At 66.7% G+C, this 20,070-nt stretch carries 25 protein-coding genes and 1 tRNA gene; 5 read left to right on the forward strand and 21 right to left on the reverse strand.

Features of this window, described 5'->3' with window-relative positions; translation table 11 throughout:
* The first annotated feature begins 77 nt into the window (after window positions 1-77).
* Window positions 78-491: an SRPBCC family protein gene (locus tag ABZU72_RS12325; RefSeq protein WP_355019141.1), complete on the forward strand. Its 414-nt coding sequence runs from the start codon at window positions 78-80 to the stop codon at window positions 489-491.
* Here ABZU72_RS12325 and ABZU72_RS12330 read toward each other — a convergent pair.
* The gene (locus ABZU72_RS12330) at window positions 482-1,612 is read right to left on the reverse strand and encodes a helix-turn-helix domain-containing protein (RefSeq protein ID WP_355019142.1); all 1,131 of its coding nucleotides are present in this window, start codon (window positions 1,610-1,612) and stop codon (window positions 482-484) included. The two genes, ABZU72_RS12325 and ABZU72_RS12330, sit on opposite strands and share 10 nt — an antisense overlap.
* Before the next feature lie 116 nt (window positions 1,613-1,728).
* Window positions 1,729-1,857, reverse strand: coding sequence for a hypothetical protein (locus ABZU72_RS12335; protein WP_355019180.1), 129 nt, complete (start codon window positions 1,855-1,857; stop codon window positions 1,729-1,731).
* On the opposite strand from ABZU72_RS12335, the gene ABZU72_RS12340 reads away from it, so the two are divergent.
* Both ABZU72_RS12340 and ABZU72_RS12345 read left to right on the forward strand, forming a co-directional pair.
* The gene (locus ABZU72_RS12340; RefSeq protein ID WP_355019178.1) at window positions 1,804-2,682 is read left to right on the forward strand and encodes a carboxyltransferase domain-containing protein; all 879 of its coding nucleotides are present in this window, start codon (window positions 1,804-1,806) and stop codon (window positions 2,680-2,682) included. The two genes, ABZU72_RS12335 and ABZU72_RS12340, sit on opposite strands and share 54 nt — an antisense overlap.
* Complete coding sequence (locus tag ABZU72_RS12345; RefSeq protein ID WP_355019143.1) at window positions 2,679-3,668, forward strand: hypothetical protein; 990 nt, start codon at window positions 2,679-2,681, stop codon at window positions 3,666-3,668. Before ABZU72_RS12340 ends, ABZU72_RS12345 begins: the two co-directional genes overlap by 4 nt.
* A gap of 48 nt (window positions 3,669-3,716) precedes the next feature.
* On the opposite strand, the gene ABZU72_RS12350 is transcribed toward ABZU72_RS12345, so the two are convergent.
* From ABZU72_RS12350 to ABZU72_RS12410, 13 genes are read right to left on the reverse strand one after another with little or no spacing between them, the layout of a single operon-like run.
* Window positions 3,717-4,688: a biotin-dependent carboxyltransferase family protein gene (locus tag ABZU72_RS12350; RefSeq protein ID WP_355019144.1), complete on the reverse strand. Its 972-nt coding sequence runs from the start codon at window positions 4,686-4,688 to the stop codon at window positions 3,717-3,719.
* Window positions 4,678-5,559: a carboxyltransferase domain-containing protein gene (locus ABZU72_RS12355; protein ID WP_355019145.1), complete on the reverse strand. Its 882-nt coding sequence runs from the start codon at window positions 5,557-5,559 to the stop codon at window positions 4,678-4,680. Before ABZU72_RS12355 ends, ABZU72_RS12350 begins: the two co-directional genes overlap by 11 nt.
* Entirely contained in the window at window positions 5,552-6,925 is a 1,374-nt protein-coding gene (locus ABZU72_RS12360) for an acetyl-CoA carboxylase biotin carboxylase subunit (RefSeq protein ID WP_355019146.1), read from the reverse strand. The genes ABZU72_RS12355 and ABZU72_RS12360 overlap by 8 nt, the downstream gene beginning before the upstream one ends.
* A gap of 5 nt (window positions 6,926-6,930) precedes the next feature.
* Complete coding sequence (locus ABZU72_RS12365; protein ID WP_355019147.1) at window positions 6,931-7,173, reverse strand: acetyl-CoA carboxylase; 243 nt, start codon at window positions 7,171-7,173, stop codon at window positions 6,931-6,933.
* Between the two features lie 11 nt (window positions 7,174-7,184).
* Window positions 7,185-7,916, reverse strand: a complete 732-nt coding sequence (pxpA, locus tag ABZU72_RS12370) for a 5-oxoprolinase subunit PxpA (RefSeq protein WP_355019148.1) — start codon at window positions 7,914-7,916, stop codon at window positions 7,185-7,187.
* 44 nt (window positions 7,917-7,960) lie between these two features.
* Window positions 7,961-8,191 carry a tautomerase family protein gene (locus ABZU72_RS12375; RefSeq protein ID WP_355019149.1) on the reverse strand — a complete coding sequence of 77 codons (231 nt, stop codon included), beginning with the start codon at window positions 8,189-8,191 and terminating at the stop codon, window positions 7,961-7,963.
* A gap of 30 nt (window positions 8,192-8,221) precedes the next feature.
* A complete protein-coding gene (locus ABZU72_RS12380) occupies window positions 8,222-8,557 on the reverse strand; it encodes a Rieske 2Fe-2S domain-containing protein (protein ID WP_355019150.1) in 336 nt (111 codons plus the stop codon).
* Window positions 8,558-8,569: 12 nt separating this feature from the next.
* Entirely contained in the window at window positions 8,570-9,592 is a 1,023-nt protein-coding gene (locus tag ABZU72_RS12385; protein WP_355019151.1) for a 2Fe-2S iron-sulfur cluster-binding protein, read from the reverse strand.
* Between the two features lie 4 nt (window positions 9,593-9,596).
* Window positions 9,597-10,592: a toluene monooxygenase gene (locus tag ABZU72_RS12390; protein ID WP_355019152.1), complete on the reverse strand. Its 996-nt coding sequence runs from the start codon at window positions 10,590-10,592 to the stop codon at window positions 9,597-9,599.
* Window positions 10,589-10,930: an MmoB/DmpM family protein gene (locus ABZU72_RS12395; RefSeq protein WP_355019153.1), complete on the reverse strand. Its 342-nt coding sequence runs from the start codon at window positions 10,928-10,930 to the stop codon at window positions 10,589-10,591. The genes ABZU72_RS12390 and ABZU72_RS12395 overlap by 4 nt, the downstream gene beginning before the upstream one ends.
* A 10-nt stretch (window positions 10,931-10,940) precedes the next feature.
* Entirely contained in the window at window positions 10,941-11,195 is a 255-nt protein-coding gene (locus tag ABZU72_RS12400) for a toluene-4-monooxygenase system B family protein (RefSeq protein ID WP_355019154.1), read from the reverse strand.
* Window positions 11,196-11,209: 14 nt separating this feature from the next.
* A complete protein-coding gene (locus ABZU72_RS12405) occupies window positions 11,210-12,706 on the reverse strand; it encodes a YHS domain-containing protein (protein ID WP_355019155.1) in 1,497 nt (498 codons plus the stop codon).
* Window positions 12,707-12,736: 30 nt separating this feature from the next.
* Window positions 12,737-13,447 carry a hypothetical protein gene (locus ABZU72_RS12410; protein WP_355019156.1) on the reverse strand — a complete coding sequence of 237 codons (711 nt, stop codon included), beginning with the start codon at window positions 13,445-13,447 and terminating at the stop codon, window positions 12,737-12,739.
* 282 nt (window positions 13,448-13,729) lie between these two features.
* Between ABZU72_RS12410 and ABZU72_RS12415 the strand changes: the two genes are divergently transcribed.
* Window positions 13,730-13,867, forward strand: coding sequence for a hypothetical protein (locus tag ABZU72_RS12415; protein WP_355019157.1), 138 nt, complete (start codon window positions 13,730-13,732; stop codon window positions 13,865-13,867).
* Between the two features lie 293 nt (window positions 13,868-14,160).
* Here ABZU72_RS12415 and ABZU72_RS12420 read toward each other — a convergent pair whose 3' ends face one another.
* On the reverse strand, window positions 14,161-14,406 hold the full coding sequence (locus ABZU72_RS12420; protein WP_355019158.1) for a hypothetical protein: 246 nt from the start codon (window positions 14,404-14,406) through the stop codon (window positions 14,161-14,163).
* Window positions 14,407-15,062: 656 nt separating this feature from the next.
* Here ABZU72_RS12420 and ABZU72_RS12425 point away from each other — a divergent pair.
* Window positions 15,063-15,335, forward strand: a complete 273-nt coding sequence (locus ABZU72_RS12425; RefSeq protein ID WP_355019159.1) for a helix-turn-helix domain-containing protein — start codon at window positions 15,063-15,065, stop codon at window positions 15,333-15,335.
* Window positions 15,336-15,418: 83 nt separating this feature from the next.
* On the opposite strand, the gene ABZU72_RS12430 is transcribed toward ABZU72_RS12425, so the two are convergent.
* The 5 genes from ABZU72_RS12430 to ABZU72_RS12450 all read right to left on the reverse strand — a co-directional run bounded on the left by ABZU72_RS12430 (window position 15,419) and on the right by ABZU72_RS12450 (window position 19,976).
* Window positions 15,419-15,491: transfer RNA gene (locus ABZU72_RS12430), tRNA-Val, on the reverse strand.
* A 184-nt stretch (window positions 15,492-15,675) separates the two neighbouring features.
* Entirely contained in the window at window positions 15,676-16,140 is a 465-nt protein-coding gene (locus ABZU72_RS12435) for a peroxiredoxin (protein ID WP_091051975.1), read from the reverse strand.
* On the reverse strand, window positions 16,137-17,801 hold the full coding sequence (locus ABZU72_RS12440; protein WP_355019160.1) for an AMP-binding protein: 1,665 nt from the start codon (window positions 17,799-17,801) through the stop codon (window positions 16,137-16,139). Before ABZU72_RS12440 ends, ABZU72_RS12435 begins: the two co-directional genes overlap by 4 nt.
* Before the next feature lie 69 nt (window positions 17,802-17,870).
* On the reverse strand, window positions 17,871-18,284 hold the full coding sequence (locus ABZU72_RS12445) for a DUF3052 domain-containing protein (protein ID WP_355019161.1): 414 nt from the start codon (window positions 18,282-18,284) through the stop codon (window positions 17,871-17,873).
* 132 nt (window positions 18,285-18,416) lie between these two features.
* Entirely contained in the window at window positions 18,417-19,976 is a 1,560-nt protein-coding gene (locus ABZU72_RS12450; protein ID WP_355019162.1) for a TIGR03767 family metallophosphoesterase, read from the reverse strand.
* Window positions 19,977-20,070 lie beyond the last annotated feature (94 nt).

Consider the following 20,070-nt stretch of genomic DNA (forward strand, 5'->3'; position numbering starts at 1 on the left):
CGGTTCGTACAAATCGGCGGGCCGACCTGTCCAAGTCGGGCAATCACCGCCAAGCCGGATTCCATCAGCCTTAGGGCATGACGACTCTTCGCTCTCACATCGTCCTGGACATCCCTGCCGCCCGCGTCTGGGAGGTGGTCCGGGACGTCGCACGAGTAGCGTCCTGGTTCCCTGCCATGGCTTCCTCGTCGGGCGACGAGAAGCACCGCACCGTCGTGCTCGGCGACGGCAGCACGCTCGAGGAGGACATCGTCACGAGAGACGACGTCCTGTGCCGTCTCCAGTACCGCGCGGTCGGCGGCGACCTCGCGGTCGAGTCTCACCTCGGCACGGTCGACGTGCTCGACCTCGGATCGGACAGGACGGTCGTCGTCTACGGCACTGAGATCGAACCCGCGGAGCTGGCACCCGCGTTCGAGGCCGCGATCTCAGAGGCTGTCGCCGGCCTCGGTGGGTTCCTGGATCGAAAGATCGCGACGGCTCACTCTTGACCCAACTGCAGGGCGATCCACAGCTCGGCACGCACCGTCGGGTCGTCGAGGTCACGGTCGAGCGCCGTTGCCAGCTGCGACATCCGGTAGCGCAAGGTGTGCCGGTGGATGTCGAGCGCGCTCGCCGAGGCGTCGGCTCGGCCGTTGTTCGCCAGGAAGGTCCGCAGGGTCTGGACGAAGTCGATCTTCGAGCCCCTGTCGAGCACCATCAGGCCGGCGAGGGTCGCATCCGCCCATGCCTTGGCGTCAGGTCCGTCCAGGTACCGCAGCAGGCCGGCGTCGGTGACATCGCGGGCCTCGTAGAGTCGGCCCGGCTCGTCGAGCGCCGCACGAAATACGGAGCGGACCCTGGCCCAGGCGCCCGGGAGCTCGGTCGCGTCGGTCGCCTCGCTCACAGCGCCGCGGCCGTGTGGCACTCGACGCAGGATGGCTTCCAGGGTCCGGGTGTCTCCCTCTGCGGTCGGGAGCAGGATGGCGACACGCCCGGGGCGGAGCTCGGCGATGAGTGTCACGAGCCGACGCAGCGCCTGATCCTCTTCCGCGGTCTCGAGGAGCTCGGGACCGTGGTTGCGGGGAACACCGAGCAGAGCGACCCTCATCGGTCCGTCCGGCACCGGGACACCCAGGGTGGCTGCGGGTCGGCGAGCCCTGTCAACGTCGCCATCGAGCATCAACTGGAGGACCGCCCGCCGGTCGTTGCGGGCTGCCTGACGGGACTCGTCGGTGCGTCGCAGGTCCTCGGCCATGAGGTAAGTCGCGGTGTCGACCAAGGACCGCTCGATCGGGTCGAGAGGCTCGGGACGTCCGATGGCGAGGAACCCGCGCGCCCGACCGGCCGTCACGACCGGTCGGATGGCGACGAACTCGCCCGGCATCGACACCGTCAGCGTCGAGAGCGGGTTCGCCGCGCCGAACCTGGTCAGCTCGGTCTGGATCCTGGGAAGATGCACGCGGGCCGTGGCGGGTACCGACGCGCGGAGCGCGCCGTGCTCATCGAGAAGGAGAACCCAGCCACCGATGGAGGAGGCGACCCGATCGGCGATCCCTCGGGCACCGTGGGTCGCGACAGCGACACGAACGAGCTCGCGGTGCGCGTGGGCGACAGATTCGACGTCAGGCATCAGAGATGCGGCATCCTCTCCACATGGGATCGATCGGGTCCCAGCATTCCAGAGCCAGCAGTCCCGCGCACCCATCCCATCCCATCCCATCCGAGGGGTCAACGATGTCAGGAACATCAGTCCTCCGAACCCTCGACCAGCGATCCGACCGTCCCACCGCCTGGATCCGCCAGGCTGGAGACGACCAGGTCCTGGTCGAGTACGACACCACCGACGAGGTCGTCTCGCTCAACTTCCGCGTGCACGCGCTCCTTCAGGAGCTGCGCCAGAACCCGGTGCCTGGTGTCCTCGAGACCTCGCCCGGCCTTCGGTCCGTCATGGTGACCTTTGACCCCGATGTGATCGAGCGCGAGAGACTCTTGGACGAGCTCAACGACCGCGAGGCGGCCGCGGCGGACCTGAACTCGCTGGTGCTCAGCAGTCGGGTGCTCGAGCTGCCGATCGCGTTTGACGACGAAGCGACCCGTTACGCAGTGAACCTATACCGGATCACTACCCGCATGGATGCACCGAACGTCCGCGACCGCGACAACGTCGACTACATCGTCCAATACAACGGGTTCCCCGACCGCGAGGCATTCTTCGAACGGTTCCTGAGCACCGTGTGGTGGACGGCGTCTATCGGCTACTTCCCAGGCCTGCCGTCACTGCTCGCGCTCGACCCGTTGACCCAGCTCTCTGCCCCGAAATACAACCCCACTCGGATGTGGACGCCCGAGGGCGCCGTCGGCATCGGAGGATCCGCGATCGTGCTCTACCCCATGGAGTCTCCTGGGGGCTACGAGTTGTTCGGTCGGACGCTCCCGATCTGGCGACCGGTCACGGGCGATGCCGATGTGACCGAGTTTCAGGTCTTCCGGCCCTGCGACCGCGTGAGGTTCAGGAGGGTGAGTGAGTCGGAGCTGCGCGTGCTCCGGCTCCAGGCATTCGAAGGATCCTACCCCTGGCAGGTCACCGAGGACCGCTTCGTCGTGGCCGAATACCTCGACGAGGTCGAGCGGACCCGCGACGATGCGGCGGTCGTGGCACGACTCCGACAGGACGCCGCGGCAGGGGTGGAGATCCCGTGAGCATCGAGACGGTTGAGGTCGTCAACCCCGGGCTGCAGACGACAGTGCAGGCCTGGCCCGGAAGACTCGGACTGCGCGCGTTCGGCCATGCCGCTTCTGGCCCGATGGATCACGTGTGCTTCCGGGCGGCCAATGCCCTGGCTGGCAACCAGCCAGGCGTGCCCGCGTTGGAGGTCCCCATGCTCGATCTGAGCGTCGCTATGCTCCAGGACACCCAGGTCGCGGTCACCGGGCCGGAGGGCGTACGCCTGCTCCGCAATGACGTCGAGGTACCGATGTGGCAGACGCTCGACGTCCAGGTCGGAGACGTGCTGACGACGGTCAGCACCAGCGGGCCGGGGTTTCGTGTCTATCTCGCCGTCGCGGGCGGCTTCGACGTTCCAGAGGTTCTGGGCTCGGCCGCCACTTCACTGGTCTCCGGTATCGGAGGGGTCGAAGGTCGCGCCCTCGGCCGTGGCGACGTGCTGCGCAGCCACGGCAGGGCCAGAATCGGTCGGCGACGCCTCCCCGAAGCCATGCGGCCCCGATTCACCACCGACTGGGAGATCGAGGTCATCCAGGGGCCACATGGACAGCCTGACTTCCTGACCGCCGACGACTGGGAGACGTTGACGAGCACCGTCTGGCGCGTCGACCTGAATTCGGACCGCATCGGCACGCGCCTGCACCCTCACCGCTTCGCCTGGGCGCGCCCAGATGGCGGCGTCTGGGGCGGCCATCCGTCGAACCTTCTCGACACGAGCTATCCGGCCGGCGGCGTTCTCGCCAATGGCGACGTCCTGACGATCCTCGGGGCCGACAGCAACACGTCCGGCGGCTTCGCCGTCGTGGCAACGGTTCCGCGCTGCGGCCTGTGGAAGGTCGGCCAGATGCGCCCGGGACGTGATCAGCTCCGGTTCCGCGAGGTCAGCTACGACGAGGCCAGAGCGCTCAACGCTCGAGTCGACTTCTCCATCGATCCCGCCCGCATGATTGGTAATGCCTAGCGGCCCGGCCGGACAACTCCAACCGGGCCGCGGGCAACCGCGCGAGGCTCAGCCGGTGAGAATGGCACGCACCTTGTCGAGACGCTCGTGGGCCTGGGCCCGGGCCTCGAGGGCTTCATCGAGGGTGACGGAAACGAGCCGGGTCATCGTACCCGGAGCGCACTGCCCGACCAGATCCATGTCGACGCTGATCACAGTGCCGACCTGGGCATAGCCGCCGCCGGAGACGGCGTCCCGATGCAGCACTATCGGCTCTGATCCGCTCGGGACTTGAATCGATCCGATCGGGTAGCCCGCGTCGACGATGTTCGACGGGTCTGACCCGGCACCGAATGGCTGCTCCCGCTCAATGAAATCGAGCTGAGGTCCGTCGTAACGGAACCCGGTGCGGTCCGCGACCGGGGTCAACCTCCACTCGGACTTCAACAGCACCTCGCGTGCGAGGTCGGTCAGGCGGTAGTCGTAGAGCCCGAGGACGACCCGCAGCTCGACCTGCCGACTCCAGAGCGGTCTGTGCTCCTCGGGCAGCTCGCGGGGCACGAAGACGCCGGCCGTGTCACCGATGGGCAACTGGTCACCGGCCGCCAGAGGTTTGCCGTGTAGACCACCGAGGCCGCCGAGCGCATAGGTCGAGCGCGACCCGAGCATGGGCGGCGTGTCGATCCCACCGGCGACCGCGATGTAGATTCGCGCGCCGGCCGAGACGAAGCCGAACGACAAGACGTCGCCCTCACCGACCTCGATCGCGCTCCACGCCGGCCGCTCGTCGCCATTGATCAACACCTGCGCGACAGCACCGGCCACCGCGATGATCGCCGGCCCCGCGAAGGACAGCTTGGGCGCCAGGTACGGCGCCTCGAGCACTGCCGCGGTCTCGGGATTGCCGACCAGCATGTTCGCGATGCGGGCGGAGCGTTGATCGAGAGCGCCGGAGGGCGGAATGCCCACGTTGTAGGCTCCGATGCGTCCGAGATCCTGGATCGTCGTGGCCAGACCCGGTTCGATGACCTCAATGAACATCGAGCGCTCCTAACAGTTCAGTGTTGTAGGCGTCAGGTGCGGCGAGAAAGGCCTCCAGCTCGAAGTCGACGTCAACGATTCGGTAGACATCCTCACCGCGATCGACCGCAGCCTCGAGCTCGCGGTACTCGGCCTCGTCGACAGCGCGGAACTTCACGATGTCGCCCGGGCGGAAGAGCACCATCGAGTCCGCGAACACCTCGTGGCTCTGAGCCGGGTCGAAGATCGGCAGTGGGGTCAGTCCGTACATCTGGTACCCACCAGCACCCTTGACCGAATAGATGCAAGCGAAGCACCCGCCGTGGCCGACGGTCAGCCGCGGCGTTTCTGTGCGGGGACGAAGATACTTCGGCAGATCGATCTGTCGCTGGCGAGGCACCAGTTGGAACATGAAGGGCAGACCGGACACGAAGCCGACCATGGACACGATCCAAGGCGAGGCGGAATGACGCTCGACGAACTCCTCGACACTGTTCAGCCGGAGCTCGGCCATGGCGTACTCGAGATCGGTGCCCTCGGGACGTTGATGCCGGTCGCGAAACTTCGCCCCGACCTCTCGCGTGTAAGGGTCGTCGTACCAGACCGGCACCTCGATCAACCGGGTCTTGAGCGACGGGGACGTCTCCCGACCCACCGTGCTCTCGATCTCCCGCACTGTCTGCTCGAGCACCGCCGGAGCCAGCCGGTCGGGGTCGAACCTGATGAGAAGCGAGGCGTTCGCGGGGCAGATGTCCCAGATGCCGTCGATGCTGCGGCTTGCCAGCGCAGAGCTGATCGCCATCGCTTTGAAGTTCGCTGCGAGATTCATCTCTTCGTCGATCTGGACGACGAGGTGTTCATCGGCGCCCCATGAGTATCTGCTCTCAGCCATCACAAACTCCGTGGCCCAGGCGCTCCTGCTCAGCCATCCAGCCCTCAAGCCAGGTGGTGTGGTAGGCGCTCTTGCGGAACTCGTCGGTGTCGATGATCGCTTTCACGAACGGCGCTGTCGTCACCACACCCTCGACCGTCAACTCATGCAGGGCGCGGTCGAGGCGGGCGATGGCGCGGTCTCGGTCCTCCGCCCACACGATGATCTTGCCGATCATTGAGTCGTAGTATGGGCTGACGACCGAGTCCGTCATGAAGCCGCTGTCCACCCGAACGAAGGGTCCGGCGGGCGCGTCGAAGCGGGTGATCCTGCCGGGACTTGGCATGAATCCGTCGGCGGCGTTCTCGGCATTGATACGGACCTCGATCGCGTGGCCGCGAGGGACCAGTTCCTCCTGCGTGAAGGACAGCGGTAGCCCAGAGGCGACTTTGAGCTGTTCGGCCACCAGGTCACGTCCGTAGACCATCTCGGTGACCGGGTGCTCGACCTGGATACGCGTGTTCATCTCGATGAAGTAGAACTCCACGCGGTCTTCGTCGTAGAGGTACTCCACGGTGCCGGCCCCGGTGTAACCCGCGGATTGTGCGAGCCGCACGGAAGCACCGGTCATCTCGTCGAGAATCTTCGTGGGGAGGTCGATGTCGCCCGCCTCCTCCACGACCTTCTGGCGGCGGCGCTGCATCGAGCAGTCCCGTACGCCGAGGTGCACGGCGCGCTCACCGTCGCCGAAGATCTGGACCTCGATGTGCCGTGCCCGGGGAACGAAGCGTTCGATGTAGACCGCGGCACTGCCGAATGACGCTCGGGCCTCGGCCTGGGCGGTGGAGATCGCGCCTGCGAGCTCGGACTCGTCCTGGACGACGCGGATGCCCCGTCCCCCTCCCCCGGCGCTTGCCTTGATAGCCAGTGGGTAGCCGGTGACCGCAGCGACGTCGAGCGCCTCGGCGACGTCGTGAACCTCTCCGTCTGAGCCGGGAACGGTGGGTACCCCGGCCGCCTGAGCGCTGCTACGGGCAGCGACCTTGTCGCCCATCCGCCGGATCGATTCTGCATCCGGTCCGATCCATGTCACCCCTGCCGAGGCAACAGCCTCGGCGAAGTCGGCGTTCTCGCTGAGGAAGCCGTAGCCCGGGTGCACACCATCGACCTGCGTCTCCTTGATCGCCTCGAGAAGGACGGGGACGTTGAGGTAGCTGGCACCTGCCGGTGCGGGACCGATGTGGATGGCCTCATCTGCGACCCTCCGGTGGACCGCGTTGTCGTCGGCCTCGCTATAGATAGCCACCGTTGCGATCCCGAGCTCGCGTGCGGCCCGGGCGATCCGGACCGCTATCTCGCCGCGGTTGGCGATGAGGATCTTGCGCATCGCGATCACCCTGCCTTCACCACGGCGACGGTCGCGCCGGGCTCCACCATGCCCTGGTCGTCGACCTCGAAGCTGAGGACGCCCGCGGCATCGGAGCGGATCTCCGTGAACTGCTTCATGATCTCCACGAGGCCGATCACCTGACCAGCCTCGACGGCGGCGCCGTCCTCGACGAATGGGGGCTCACCCGGCGCCGGGCATCGGTAGAAGACACCTGGAACTGGTGACGTCAAAGCATGCTCGCTCATGATGGTTCCTCTCAGATCGCAGGTGCGGCAACGGAGTCGATGACGGCCCGGACGGCCTCCGTCACCTCGACGGCATTGGGCGTGTCGGAGTGCACGCAGACGGAGTCGACGCGCATCGGGAAGTCCTCACCAGTGTCCGCGGTGGCCAAACCCTCGGTCAGGGCCTTGAGAGCGCGGACCCGCGCCTCCTCGACGGGAGTGGCGCGCGGCCGGCGGGCGATGATAAGGCTGCCGTCGGCGCGATAGCCGAGATCAACGTAGAACTCAGCGACGAACGGAACACCCCGCTTGTCGGCTACGCGTTCGTGCGCGGTGCCGGCCATGCCGAACACCGGGACCTCGTACTGAACGGCGACATCACAGATGGCGTCCATGATGTCCTCGTCCCTGGCTGCCATGCCGTAGAGCGCGCCGTGAGGCTTGATGTGGTCGAGCGGGATGCCCTCTACGCCCAGGAAGCCCACAAGGGAGCCGACCTGATACCGCACGAGGTCGGCGGTCTCATCGCGTTGGAGCTTCATCTCGCGACGTCCGAAGCCCACCAGGTCGGGCAGTCCCGGGTGTGCCCCGACCGTGACGGCGGCGGCCGCCGCCTTGTGGACCGTCTCGCGAATGCCCGTGGGATCACCGGCGTGGAAGCCGCAGGCGACGTTGGCCGTGTCGATGAGCCTGACCAGCGCGTCGTCGTGGCCGAACGAGTGGATGCCGAAGGCTTCGCCCATGTCGGCATTGAGGCTGACCATGGTTGTTCTCCTTGTTTGTGGTGGGGTGGTCGTGGCAGGCGAGCTCAGCTGCTTGGGGCAGCCTCGTCCTCTGGGTCGTTCTCGTACTCGTACTCGTCGCAGAAGAGGGAGCCGTTGCGGCCCCAGTTGTCGCGGGAGACGTCGGTGAAGATGAAGTTGATGGTCTCCGGCTTGCACTTGGCGATGCGGCTGACCTCACGTGTCAGCACCTCCGCCAGTTCCCGCTTCTGCTCCAGGGTGCGGCCGGGGAACATGTCGATGCGGATGAACGGCACGGGTTTCTCCTTCTGTCGTCGGTCGTCGGCTCAGGAATGCGCGATGCGAGGCGTGTCGCCGTCGGGGTCGATGTAGACGTCGTCGCCGTCGATGCGGACTGGGTATCTCGCGATCTCGGTGTGTCCCGGGTTGATGCCCTTGCAGGTCCGCAGGTCGAACTGCCACAGGTGGGCCTTGCAGGTGAGCTCGGCGCCCTCGAGCTCGCCTTCGACGAGCTCGATCTGCTGGTGAGGACAGATCGCCTGGGTGGCGACCACCTCGCCGCCCTCGAGGTGGGCGACGAGGATCTCCTTGTCGCCCACCTCGAAGGACTCCATGTCGCCTTCCCAGAGGTCGTCCAGGGTGGTCACGAGCTGGAATGCCATCGGTCTTGTCTCCTAGAAGAATCGGTCGTAGTGGATCTGATCGGCAGGCACCTTGAGCTCACGCACGAGTAGCCTTGTCACGGCGTCGGTCATCGGCGGTGGCCCAGCCACATAGATGTCGCGTTCCACGAGGTCGGGCAACTCCGCGGCGGCGACTGCCTCATGGACGAAGCCATGCGCGCCCGCCCAGCCATCGGGGACCTCGTCGGAAATGACATCGACGAGGGTCACCTCGGCCAGTTGATCGGCGATCTCACCGACGAACTCCCCTGCGCACAGGTCACGTGCCGCCCGGCCGCCGTAGAAGAAGTGCAGGCGCCTCTCGGCAGCGGTCGCCGTCGCGGACAGTCCGCGGGCGACCGACACCATGGGGGCAAGCCCCGATCCGCCCGCGATGCAGACGACGTCCCTGCCCGTGGGCTTGAGATGGGCGTGGCCATAAGGACCGTCGACTTCGATCCGGTCGCCGACCGCTACGTCGTCGACGAAGAATCCGGACTCGGCGCCACCCGGAACTCGCTTGACCTGGAACTGCCACATGCCGCCGTCGCCAGGGACGTTCGACATCGAATACGCCCGCTCCTCTCCGCCGGGCCGGCGCAGCATCGCGAACTGCCCAGGGAGGAACGGGGCGTCGACGGCGACGCTGATCTCCCGCAGGTCGTGCGTGAGCATGCGCGCTGCCATGACCTCGCCCTCATACCGTGCCGGGACGGGCAGGCCCCTGTCATCGGGGTCGACCAGCAACGACACGGTGCAGTCGGACTCCGGCACCGACTGGCAAGCCAGCAGTCGGCCCTTACGACGGTCGCGGTCGGTGAGACCGGCAGGCGCGTCCTGCACCTGCCGGACCTCACCGTCGATGAGCGTGAACTTGCAGCTACCACAGCCGCCGCTGTTGCACTCGTAGGTCGCCGGCACCCGAGCACGGAGCGCTGCCCGCAGCAGAGTGTCGCCATCAGTGCAGTTGAACTGGTGGGCCTCACCGTCGCGTACGTGGAAAGTACGACGGGTGGCGGCCTCCGAGTGGTTCATGGCCTCAGCCCCGTAGCGGAAGGGAACTGCGGAAGGTCCGAGTGGCGGCGATCGCGTTCCTCGCCGCATCCGGGTTGTCCGGGAGTTCCGCACAGTAGGCCTCGATCGCCGCGTCGGCGAGCGGCACCCAGGTGTCCATCCACCGCTCGATGACCAGCACGTTCTCCGGACGTTGGGCCATGTGCCGCACCAGCTCGACAGACCAACGCCGCGAACGCTCACTGTCACGCAGCGCGGCCTCGGCGGTGAGGGCGAACAGAGTGTCACCCTGGCGCCGCGCGCTGATGCCCTGCTGCCGGTAGAACGCCTCGTCGATCGCGGGCTTCGCCACCAGGTTGAGCGCGACGAAGGCCTCGGCCCAGTCCCGGGTAGCGAGGACGCATTCCATCATCTCGCGGAATCGCTGCCAGGCGGGCAGTTGCTCCCAGTGCGGGCGCTCGGCTGTCCCGAGCCCGACAGACGGATGCGTCTGGGCGAGCTCGGCGGTGCGATAGGCGACGTGGGACAGCCACCTCAACTGGTCGGCGGACTGGAATGCCGCACAGTTGCTGATGGTGCTCGCCGGCGACATGTGGACCAGGTAGGCGCTGGCCATCTGCACGGTGTGCAGCAGGTAGCGCCCGGGCGCGTAGTGCGCGGCTAGGCTGCTTACCCATTCGGCGTCGAGGCCCTTGTCGTGCTCCTCGTCGTTGTGCTGGTCGAGCAGGCCCTCGACGTAGGTCTCCTGTCCGTCCTGGAGGATGTTGTATGTCCGGTAGACGAGCTCGTCAGGATCACGGAACCCGTCCCAGTCCTCGTGTTGGACTGCGCTGCCGTTGCGGTACTGGCGATACCAGTCGGCCATCGGACCCTCGTGGGCCACGTCCCAGGGCTGCTCCTGGTCACGCATGTGCCACAGCAGGTTGGTGGAGACGATCTCGTACTCGCTGGGCTTGCGACGCCGAGCGGCGAGGTGGCTCCAGGTCTTCTGGGGCCGGAGGGCCACGGGGGCGGTGGTCATGAGGAAACCTCCTTGGTGGTGGCGGGCTGCTGCCCGAGCCAGAAGCGGAACTGTTCGGTGCCGGTCTCGATGCGACCGACGAAGGACGGCATGCTGACCTCGAGGTCGCGCATGTTGAACGGACGGCCGAGCTGGTCCTCGATGGTCTGCCGGCGCAGGATGCACTCCCCGCCCTCGACCTCGATGCGGACGTATGAGCCGCGGTTGCGTACGTCAACCCGCTTGGTCTCGTTGTCGATGCGGACTGCGTCGGCGACCGCGTCCGCAAGCTCGCCAGCCTGCACGACGGGACCGACCGGATCCTTGATCGGGCCTTGGGTATTGGTGTCGGTGGTCATCTCGGGTCTCTCACTCGAAGTAGAACTCGACCGTGTCGGTCGGTCCAAGGCCGGTTGCGGACAGCTGCATGTCGAGCGGGTACGGCTCGCTCGTGCCCTCAGCACGGGCCCGGATGACCTTGCCGGGCTGGTCGGGGACGTGGACCCCGACCGAGTGCTCGGCGGCGGCCACAGCCACCTCCGCCATCGTGTTCTCGGTGTCAACGGGCACGAGCTTGAGAACGAAGTCGCCTTCGAACTTCGAGGAAATGGGGAACAGTGCCATGACTAACTCCTTTCTCAACCGACCGGCGCGAGCGCGGTCTTGTAGGCCTCGAGCCAGGCGTATCCGTGGGCGTCGTCGCCGCCCGGACTGATCACGCCGAGACCCATGTACTCCAGAACGCCGTCGAGGTTGGCGGGCTGGATCTCACCTCCGAGGAAGCGGTCGATGAGGTTCTTGTGGTGCTTGTAGCGCTCGGGGTCCTGCTCGAAGATCCACTTGTCGACCTCAGAGGCGAAGTGATACTTGCGTCCTTCGAAGACGATGCTGGTGTCCTTGAGCGAGCGCCCTGGGGTCCCGACGATGGGGAGCTGGGAGACGTTGCAGATCATCGGCAGCGTGCCCGGCACCGTCTTCTCTGGTCGGCCACTGACGAAGTTGTCGATCATGACGTCCCAGACCTTCCCGAACGTGTCGTTCCATCCGGGGTACTTCTCCTCCAGCCAGTCGCGCTCCTCCGGGCGGACGCCGGCGGCGGGGTTCCACCACAGGGTCGGACGCCAGGAGTACGTGCCGAGGTGCTGGCCGTGGTGGTGCTCGTCCAGGTCGCGCAGGAAGATGTCCCAGTACCAGGGCTTCGAGAGGCCGAGGTCCTCGATGGACTTCATGAACTGGGTGACGATCCACTCCTCCATGAACTCCTTGAATGAGGACTCGCGGACCTCAAGCGGCACGTAGTAGTCCATCGGGATGCCGGAGAGGACCGTGAAGAGCCGATAGGAGCGCCAGAAGGCGATGTCGATCAGGTTCTGCGCCTTCGCCTTCTGACCGTTCTCGATCATCATCTGCAGCAGCGGGGTGCCGAGCTGGGCGTGGCGTGCTTCGTCGGACTGGATCGACTGGATGAGCTTCGAGAACGTGAAGTCCCCCGCGTTCGCGGCGTCGCCGGACAGACCGATGAACTGCAGATTGGTGAAGCCGGTCTCGAATGCGAAGTTCGCCGAGATCGAGGTCTCCGCGGCACCCCGCGTCATCAGCATGTCGTCGAAGAAGTGGCGCGCGCCAAGAGCGACCCAGTTGTTGGACCACATCATCTGGTGCGACCAGTCGAACTGCCGGTCCTTGTTGATGTACTCGTGCGGGAAGTACAACTGGATCTGGCCGTGCCGCATCTCATCGAGCATCCCGAAGGTCGCCATGTTGCGCATACCCGGCGCCTTCGACCAGCGCACGTAGCGGGCTTCCTGGAAGGAGGCGCCGTACTCGACCAGCGCGACTGCTGCGTAGTGCTCCTTGAGGATGCTCACCCAACCGGGATCGGCCTTGTTGTACAGATCGGCGCGCTCAAGCGCTGCCTTGACCGAGTAGGCCCCCTCGTCCTTCTGACGCTGGACGTCGACGTACTCGCGGTAGGTGACCTTGTACGGCTCGTCGTACGTCGACCACACCTCGGCTGGAATGCCCTCCCCGCCGGACATCTCCGGGGGGAACAGCTCCTCCTCGCTGATGTACGAGGGAGTCCACTCGGTCGATCGCGCCAGGTCATACCAGGCGCTTCGTTCCAGTAGTGCCATGTCAGTTGTCTCCTGTTGGGTTGGGCTGGATCAGCTGCCGTGGAAACTGCCAAGGGGGCCTTCGCCACCCGGGTAGCAGAAGGTGATGCTCGGGGAGTAGAAGCCGAAGGTGACCTGCAGCGGGTCCGCAGGGCGGAAGGCGTAGAGCTCGTGCTCGGGGTCGAGAAACTCCAGCGACTCGACCACGAACCCGCTTGCGAGGTCGGCGACGAACGGGTAGCGGCCGCTAGTGAAGCCGTCGCCATCTCCGCGGGTGATGTAGCGCAACTGGCCCGTCGACCGGACCGTCGGGCCGTTGTCGATACGCGCGACCGTGCGGATGACAGGACGCTCGTCAAGGTAGGTCGTCGCCTCGACTCGCCCGTCGACAACCTCGAGCGTCGTGCGTCCGACACCGGTCGGGACCCCACGCTCGGCGGCGTAGCGGTTCATCGCCTCGGAGCTGTTGAAGTAGTGGGTCCACCACCGCGCCGGCACGCCCGCCTCGGTGTCGAGGTCGGCAAGGTCCGCTCCGAGGTAGGTAAGCGAGTACGCCCCAAAGGTGTCGACCGGCTCCGCGCCGTTCGAGGTCTGCATGCCATCCTGAACTACGTACTGGTTGAGGTAGACCGCACCGTCCGCACGCGGGATGAGCCCCTCGGGAACGAGCTTGGCGACGATGTCCGGCTCCGCGGGGATCCAGACGAGGTACAGCATCTGACTGTCGAAGATCAGCTGTGGAGCGTGGAGTTCGCTGGTCATGTCTCTCCCTGAGGTCGGTGCCGATATGTTGCTGCGACTGAGATCACTCTCAGTGGTGTGAGCCACAGCGAAAGATGCGCGTTCTGTACAAGTTGGCAGGACCCGTTGGACATTCGGGCAGCGAGGCGAGAGGACAGGTAGATGCGCGCCCCGCTGAGATGTGGACGTCCTGGCCAACGAGCGCCGCAAGGCTGGCCAAGGTGCGCAGCGCACGTTCCAGGGTGGGTCGCTTTCATTGGAATTCCACGATCCACCGACACGCACCCACCAGAGGTGATCCCAATGACCTGGAAGACCATCACGATCCCAGTCAGCACCTTGCTGGCAGAACTCGCCCGCATCCGGCGGATGGGCGGCACGATCACCCGCTGCTGTCCGCTTGGCGACCGTTGCCAGGTGACGTACTTCTCGGCCGGCTGAATGCCTCGAGGCCCTGGATCAGGGCCTGCTCAGGCCAGGGCGTTGCACATCTCACGGAACGCCGAAAGGTCCGCCTGCGACCTCTCGTCCTCGAGCGGGAGCGGCCAGCTCGACAGCTTCACGCCGACATGATCCGCCCGGTCGACGTACACCATTTGACGGTGATGCAGAGGCACAGCATGCCCTACTCACCCGCAGCGCGGGACGACTACCGGGATACCCGGGAGCACGTCCTCCAGCACCATGTTGGTGATCGTTGCACCACCGAAGACGTGTGATCGAAGCCGAGCCGGTCACCCGCCGTCCCTGCCCGACAGGCCGCCCGCAAGCTCGGTACGCAGGTCGTCGAGGTTGCGGCAGCCGAAGAGGTCCGCGCCGACGAAGGCGGTCATCCGAAAGGGCGTGGCAGGTGTCCGTCGACCAGGCCCGGTGTCGCTGTGGCGTCGGGCCTGGTCGACGACCTCGGTCGAGGGGCTCTGCAGGGCCAGCGCGTCGTCGTAGAGCCGATGATCCGATCCCCACTGATCGCGACGGGTCAAGACGCAGCACTCGGCAAACACGACTTCCACGCCGGCCTTAATCCGACGCTCTCTCGACCCAGCAGGGCGTGACCCTGCTCAAAGACGCCGCGGCGGTGGCGCAAGCAGTAGTGATGCTCGGTCGACGTTCCGAGGCCACCCCCTGACTGGGAGCCCATCCTACGCGCGGACGACTCGCGTGGGCCGCCATAGCGACCGCTCTGGAATCGAGTTTCGAACCACCCACTTCAGTTTTCGGCCTACGTAGCCGGCGACCGCCCGCGCGCTAAATTCACGCCCAGCCCCGGCCGGACTCATGGGCGTTCTCGTCAGGCAGAGCACAACATCCTCGTAAGCGCTCGAGCCCTTCCCAGCCCGAGGCTCTCAAACGAGTCGTTGAGTGTCCCAGTGGGTGCTCAGCGCGGACCTTGCAATCCGCGCCCGTCAACGACCCTCGCCATGCGGTGGAACCGCCGCGAGCCCATGTCCCACGCGGCGTCGAAAGCAGCCCACGTCTCATCACGCCCGCACGCGTACGCCACGCCCCCTCGACGGCCGCCGACACTGCACCGACCTGCGCGCTCCGGCAATCGGCGACTGACACGCATCTGGACACCCGTGCCCACCTATGGGCAACCGACCTTTCGCGCGGAGATCACGAGAAGAGGGACACAATCATGGCACCGACCGACGCTACAACTTCGAACCCCTACCTCACCCTCGCCCAGGCTTCTGAGTACCTAGGACAGTCGGTCAAGACGTTGCGGCGAAGGATCGCAGCCGGAGCCCTACCTGCCTACCGTTTCGGCCCTCGGTTGATCCGAGTCCGCTTGCACGATCTGGACGCGATCGCCGAAAGAATCCCAAACGCACGGACGCCATCTACGTTGGACGGTCGGCAACTGAGAGGGACGAAGTTGGACACAAACTCCCAACCCAGTAGGGACTGAGTAGGGAGAATCCGCAGTACGGTACCGAGATCAGCCACCGGGATTTCGCCTATGCCGAGGTCAGATGGCGATTTCGATGGCGGTGGACGCAGAGGGACTCGAACCCCCGACATCCTCCTTGTAAGGGAGGCGCTCTACCAACTGAGCTATGCGTCCGAAGCGCCCCAAGAGTACGCGATCAGGGGCGGGCCCGACGAACCGGGCCGTAAATGGAAGTTGAGCCGCTGACGTCTCGGGTCATCAGCGGCTCAACATCTAAAGAGTAGATCCCACCCAGGGCATAGGAAAAGCCATGTAACCAGCCTGTTAACGGACCTTTGATGACCCGTAAACTACTTCGTCACACCGCGGCGTGGAGCTGCCGGAGATGCTCGTCGAGGTCGCGGCCGTCGGCGTTGTCGTTGTGAACGGCCCACCGCACGACACCCGACTTGTCGATGATGTAGGAGGAGCGCCGCGGGGCGCCGGTGCGGTCGTTGAAGACGTCGTAGGCCTGAGCGACCTCGCCGTGCGGCCAGAAGTCGGAGAGCACCGAGAAGTTGAGCCGGTCGGTGTCGGCGAACTGCCGCATGGCGTACACCGGGTCGCACGAGATCGCCAGCACCTCGGTGTCGAAGGTGACGAACTCGTCGAGCCGGTCACGCAGGCCGCTCATCTCACCGGTGCACACGCCGGAGAACGCGAACGGGAAGAAGAAGATCGCCACCGCCTTCTTGCCGTGGAAGTCCGAGAGGGTGACGTCGGCACCGAACTGGTCGCGCAGCGTGAAGTCCGGAGCCGGACCACCGATCTCGAGTCCACTCACTGCCCTGCCGCCCTCTCGCCGTTCGACTCTGCCGCCTCGTTGTCCCAGGTGGCCAGCTCGCGCCGGAGCACCTTGCCGGTCGCGTTGCGCGGCAGAGCGTCGGTCACGACGATCTCGCGCGGCACCTTGAAGCGAGCCAGATTCTCCTTGACCCAGTCCTTCAACGCCGCATCGACGTCGCCCTCGGCGCCAGGAACCAGCACCACGAACCCGCGCAGCCGCTTGCCGAAGTCGGCGTCGTCGACCCCGACACAGGCAGCGTCGGCGACGAGCGGGTGGCGGATGAGGCAGTCCTCGACCTCCTGCGGGAAGACGTTCTCGCCGCCGGAGACGATCATGTCGTCGTCGCGGCCCTCGACGTAGAGCCGACCGTCGGGCCCGAACCGCCCGACGTCGCCGGTCGCCATCAGACCGTCGACGACCTCCTTGCCGCCGCCGCTGGTGTAGCCCTCGAAGAGGAGCCCGTTGCCGACGAAGATCCGGCCGGCCTCACCATCGGGCACCGGGACGCCGTCGCCATCGAGGATCTTCATCTGTGTGCCCCACGGAATCTTGCCGGCCGAGGTCGGCGCCTCCCGCAGGTCGACGGGGTCGGCGATCGAGGCGTAGGAGACCTCGGTCGAGCCGTAGATGTTGTAGAGGCTGTCGCCGAACCGGTCCATCCACTCCAGCGCGAGATCGCCCGGCAGCGCCGAGCCGGAGGACGCGACGGCCTTGAGCCGGGATGCGATCCCCTCCAGGTCGTACGCAGCCAGCGTCTCCTCCGGCAGCGACAGGATCCGCTGCATCATGACCGGGATGACCACGAACGAGTCGGCATGGGTCTCGGCGAGGGTCGCCAGCGCGTCCTCGGGGTCGAACCGGCGGCGCAGGATCATCGTGGTGCCGAGCAGTTCGGCGAAGAGCAGGTGGGCGAGCCCCCAGGTGTGGAAGAGCGGCGCGGCGATGAAGCACCGCCACCCGTCCTTCATCGGCATCCGCGACATCAGCGCGACGGCGGCGTCGAACCCAGCCTCCGGACGCGGCGCCGACTTGGGCGTTCCCGTCGTGCCGGAGGTGAGGATCACGATCCTCCCGTGCCGCTTCGGCGGCGCCACCGGTCGCGCGTCGCCGGAGACCAGCGACTCGAGGGTCTCCCCAGGATCGGCCGAGTCGACCCACGCGACCAGGCGCTCGGCCGAGGCCGCCGAGGACAGCAGCCCGGTGAACTCCTCGTCGTGGATGATCAGGGCGGGCTTGTCCCGCTCCAGCACCCCGACGAGCTGCGGACCGGCGAAGGCGGTGTTGAGGTAGAGCACATCGGCGCCCAGCTTCGCGACCGCCAAGGTCGCGTCGACGAACCCGCGGTGGTTGCGGCACATGATCGCGACCCCGTCGCCCTCACCGACCCCCCGGGCCGCCAGGGCCCGGGCGATCGCGTTGGAGCGGCGGTCGAGCTCGGCGTACGTCAACGAGCCGAGCTCGTCGATGAGCGCGGTGCGCCGCGGGTAGCGGTGGGCGAGTCCGATGAAACCGCCAGCCGGCCCGGTGCCCCAGCGCGCCAGCGCCAGGCCGGTCCGGGCGAGCCCGAGGGGGTTGACCGGCCGGACGATGCCGGAGCCAGCCAGGATCTTCGCCGCGGATCCGGCGGTGCGCGCCTTGGCAGCCGTAGTCGAGAACACCGTTGGGAGTGTAGCCAGGCTCACGCTAGGTCTCCTGTGGGTGTCCAGAGGCACCGAGACTCGCCGGCATCAGACCGGAGTCTTCGGCGCCAGCAGACGCGTCGCGGCCCAGTCCTTGCTCACAGATGCGGTGGTGGTCTGGGACAGTCCGGCGATCGGCGCGGCCTCGGCGATGTCGGCCGGGTCGACCGCGCCAGGGCGGCCCACCTTCGGCGTCAGCAACCAGATGACCCCACCTCCGACGAGGTCGGTCAGCGCGTCGACGAGACCGTCGACGAGGTCGCCGTCGTCGTCGCGCCACCACAGCAGCACGGCGTCCACCACGTTGCCGTAGTCGCTGTCGACCAGGTCCGCGTCGACGGAATCTTCGATGGCGACCCGCAGCTCGTCATCAGTATCGTTGTCCCAGCCCAGTTCCTGGATGACCATGCCGGACTTGAGGCCCAGCCGGTCCGCAGGCCCTGTGGCTGCGGTCGAGCTCACGTGTCGTTCCTCCAAAAGCTTGATGTCCACGCCGCTTGCATGAACTTGGTTGGTGGTAGTCCAGCGGAGAACGCTGGTCCACGCAACCCCACCCGCCTGTCATACGCTAGATAACGGCGTGTCGGAGGCCTTTCAGGCCCTCGGATCGAGCAGATGGAGCAGTACGTTGCGATCCTGCGCCGTCCCTGCCGACGGGTGCTCGGCGAGGCGCACCTTCGGTCCCTGCCAATCGTTGGCGGACAGCTCACGAGACAGCGAAGCGAGGTGGCCGACCTCCTCGATCGAGCCGCTCCAGCGGGCGGGACCGGCGTGGTCGAGCATCGTGGTGGCGATGGTGAGCACGTCTCCGTCGGAGATCAGCTCGACGATCCGGCCCTGCTGCGGCCAGTCGATCAGGGACGGAGCGGTGACCTCCCACCACGAGCCACGAGGCTTCACCGACGTACGATGCGTGTGCCCGTTGAGCCAGAGCACAGCGCTCTCATGACGTGAGACGGTCTGCTCGACCTCGTCGCTGAGCACCCGGCGGGTGCCGCCGGCGCCGCTCATGTCGTTGACCAGCGAGGCCACGTCGTGGTGGCTGGCGATCACCGCGAGCCGCTCGTCGTAGTCCGTGGAGGCGAGCACGGCATCGAGCCACTCCAGCTGCTCGGCATCGATCGATCCCTGAAAGCCGCCGGCCGGGTTGACCGTGTCGAGGACGACGAAGGTGACCTCGTCGTTGACGTCGTAGCGGTAGTAGGGCTTGCCGCCCGCCTTGAAGCCGTGGCCCGGCGGCTTCGCCTCGTCGTGCACGTGGGAGTCGACGAACTCCTGCAGCGTCGTCTGCCGGCGGCGCCGGTCGGGGGTCACCTCGTACGGCTCGAGCTCGGCCAGCATCCCGAGCGCCACCGGGTCGCCGGAGATCAGCCCGGCGATGAGCTTCGCCTTGGCCTCGTCGGTCCAGTGCTCGGGCATGGCGATCGCCTTCAGGTCGCCGACCGCGATCTCGCCGATGGCGGAGCTGCCCGGCACGGTGCCCTGCAGCAGCCCGTCATGGTTGCCGTTGACCGCCAGCCAGGGCACCTCCAGCCCGGGTGAGTCGATCGCCTTGCGCACGGCTTTGAGCAGCCCGGGGACGAGCGGGAAGCCGTGGTCTCCCCGGCGCATGTCGTACGTCTCGCCCTGGGGGTGCCAGAAGCGCTTGTCCGGCAGGGCTGCGACGCCCTCGTAGTGCAGCATGTCGCCGGAGTCGGGGGTCAGCCGGCCGCCGTCGAGCAGGGTCAGATACCAGTCGAGCTCGTTGTACTGCCCGTTGTCGGTGTTGTCGCCGGTCGCGATCGCCAGGTCGAGCGGGCCGCCGCCGATGGGGCCCTCGGTGATCTCGTTGACCGCCTCGACCATCGCCGCGCCGACCTGGGCGGTCAGCAGCTCCTGGGCCCGGTACGTCCCGATCTCGTCGATCAGCTCGCGGGTCGTGGCGTCGGGGTCCATGAGCCTGTCCAGGACCTCGACCCGCGCCGGCGACTGGTGGTCGCAGATGTGCATGTCGGACAGGTGCGCGACGGTCAGCACCGGGTCGCCCAGATCCTCGGGCCTCCGCGCCAGATCGGTGCGCGAGACGTGGCGCTCCTGCGGCCCTTCGGCCAGACGTACGTAGGTGCCCTTCCGGCCACCCGCGACGATCCGCCCGCTCTCGCTCGTGACACCCATCTAAGCCGCCTCTTCTCCCTCACGACCGGCCGCCGCGGTTCGTGGGCGAACGATACTCCCAGAACGCGGCGGCCGGACCACGGGTCAGCCGGTG

The organism is Nocardioides sp. NPDC004968 (assembly GCF_040608935.1).
Taxonomy (GTDB): domain Bacteria; phylum Actinomycetota; class Actinomycetes; order Propionibacteriales; family Nocardioidaceae; genus Nocardioides.

Excerpts from the sequence above, each read along its gene's own strand:
- ABZU72_RS12385 (WP_355019151.1), bottom strand. The coding sequence starts at position 9,592 with ATGAACCACTCGGAGGCCGCCACCCGTCGTACTTTCCACGTACGCGAC.
- ABZU72_RS12350 (WP_355019144.1), bottom strand. The coding sequence starts at position 4,688 with ATGTTCATTGAGGTCATCGAACCGGGTCTGGCCACGACGATCCAGGAT.
- ABZU72_RS12400 (WP_355019154.1), bottom strand. The coding sequence starts at position 11,195 with ATGGCACTGTTCCCCATTTCCTCGAAGTTCGAAGGCGACTTCGTTCTC.
- ABZU72_RS12380 (WP_355019150.1), bottom strand. The coding sequence starts at position 8,557 with ATGGCATTCCAGCTCGTGACCACCCTGGACGACCTCTGGGAAGGCGAC.
- pxpA (WP_355019148.1), bottom strand. The coding sequence starts at position 7,916 with ATGGTCAGCCTCAATGCCGACATGGGCGAAGCCTTCGGCATCCACTCG.
- ABZU72_RS12415 (WP_355019157.1), top strand. The coding sequence starts at position 13,730 with ATGACCTGGAAGACCATCACGATCCCAGTCAGCACCTTGCTGGCAGAA.
- ABZU72_RS12365 (WP_355019147.1), bottom strand. The coding sequence starts at position 7,173 with ATGAGCGAGCATGCTTTGACGTCACCAGTTCCAGGTGTCTTCTACCGA.
- ABZU72_RS12325 (WP_355019141.1), top strand. The coding sequence starts at position 78 with ATGACGACTCTTCGCTCTCACATCGTCCTGGACATCCCTGCCGCCCGC.
- ABZU72_RS12405 (WP_355019155.1), bottom strand. The coding sequence starts at position 12,706 with ATGGCACTACTGGAACGAAGCGCCTGGTATGACCTGGCGCGATCGACC.
- ABZU72_RS12450 (WP_355019162.1), bottom strand. The coding sequence starts at position 19,976 with ATGGGTGTCACGAGCGAGAGCGGGCGGATCGTCGCGGGTGGCCGGAAG.
- ABZU72_RS12395 (WP_355019153.1), bottom strand. The coding sequence starts at position 10,930 with ATGACCACCGACACCAATACCCAAGGCCCGATCAAGGATCCGGTCGGT.
- ABZU72_RS12390 (WP_355019152.1), bottom strand. The coding sequence starts at position 10,592 with ATGACCACCGCCCCCGTGGCCCTCCGGCCCCAGAAGACCTGGAGCCAC.
- ABZU72_RS12330 (WP_355019142.1), bottom strand. The coding sequence starts at position 1,612 with ATGCCTGACGTCGAATCTGTCGCCCACGCGCACCGCGAGCTCGTTCGT.
- ABZU72_RS12425 (WP_355019159.1), top strand. The coding sequence starts at position 15,063 with ATGGCACCGACCGACGCTACAACTTCGAACCCCTACCTCACCCTCGCC.
- ABZU72_RS12410 (WP_355019156.1), bottom strand. The coding sequence starts at position 13,447 with ATGACCAGCGAACTCCACGCTCCACAGCTGATCTTCGACAGTCAGATG.
- ABZU72_RS12355 (WP_355019145.1), bottom strand. The coding sequence starts at position 5,559 with ATGGCTGAGAGCAGATACTCATGGGGCGCCGATGAACACCTCGTCGTC.
- ABZU72_RS12360 (WP_355019146.1), bottom strand. The coding sequence starts at position 6,925 with ATGCGCAAGATCCTCATCGCCAACCGCGGCGAGATAGCGGTCCGGATC.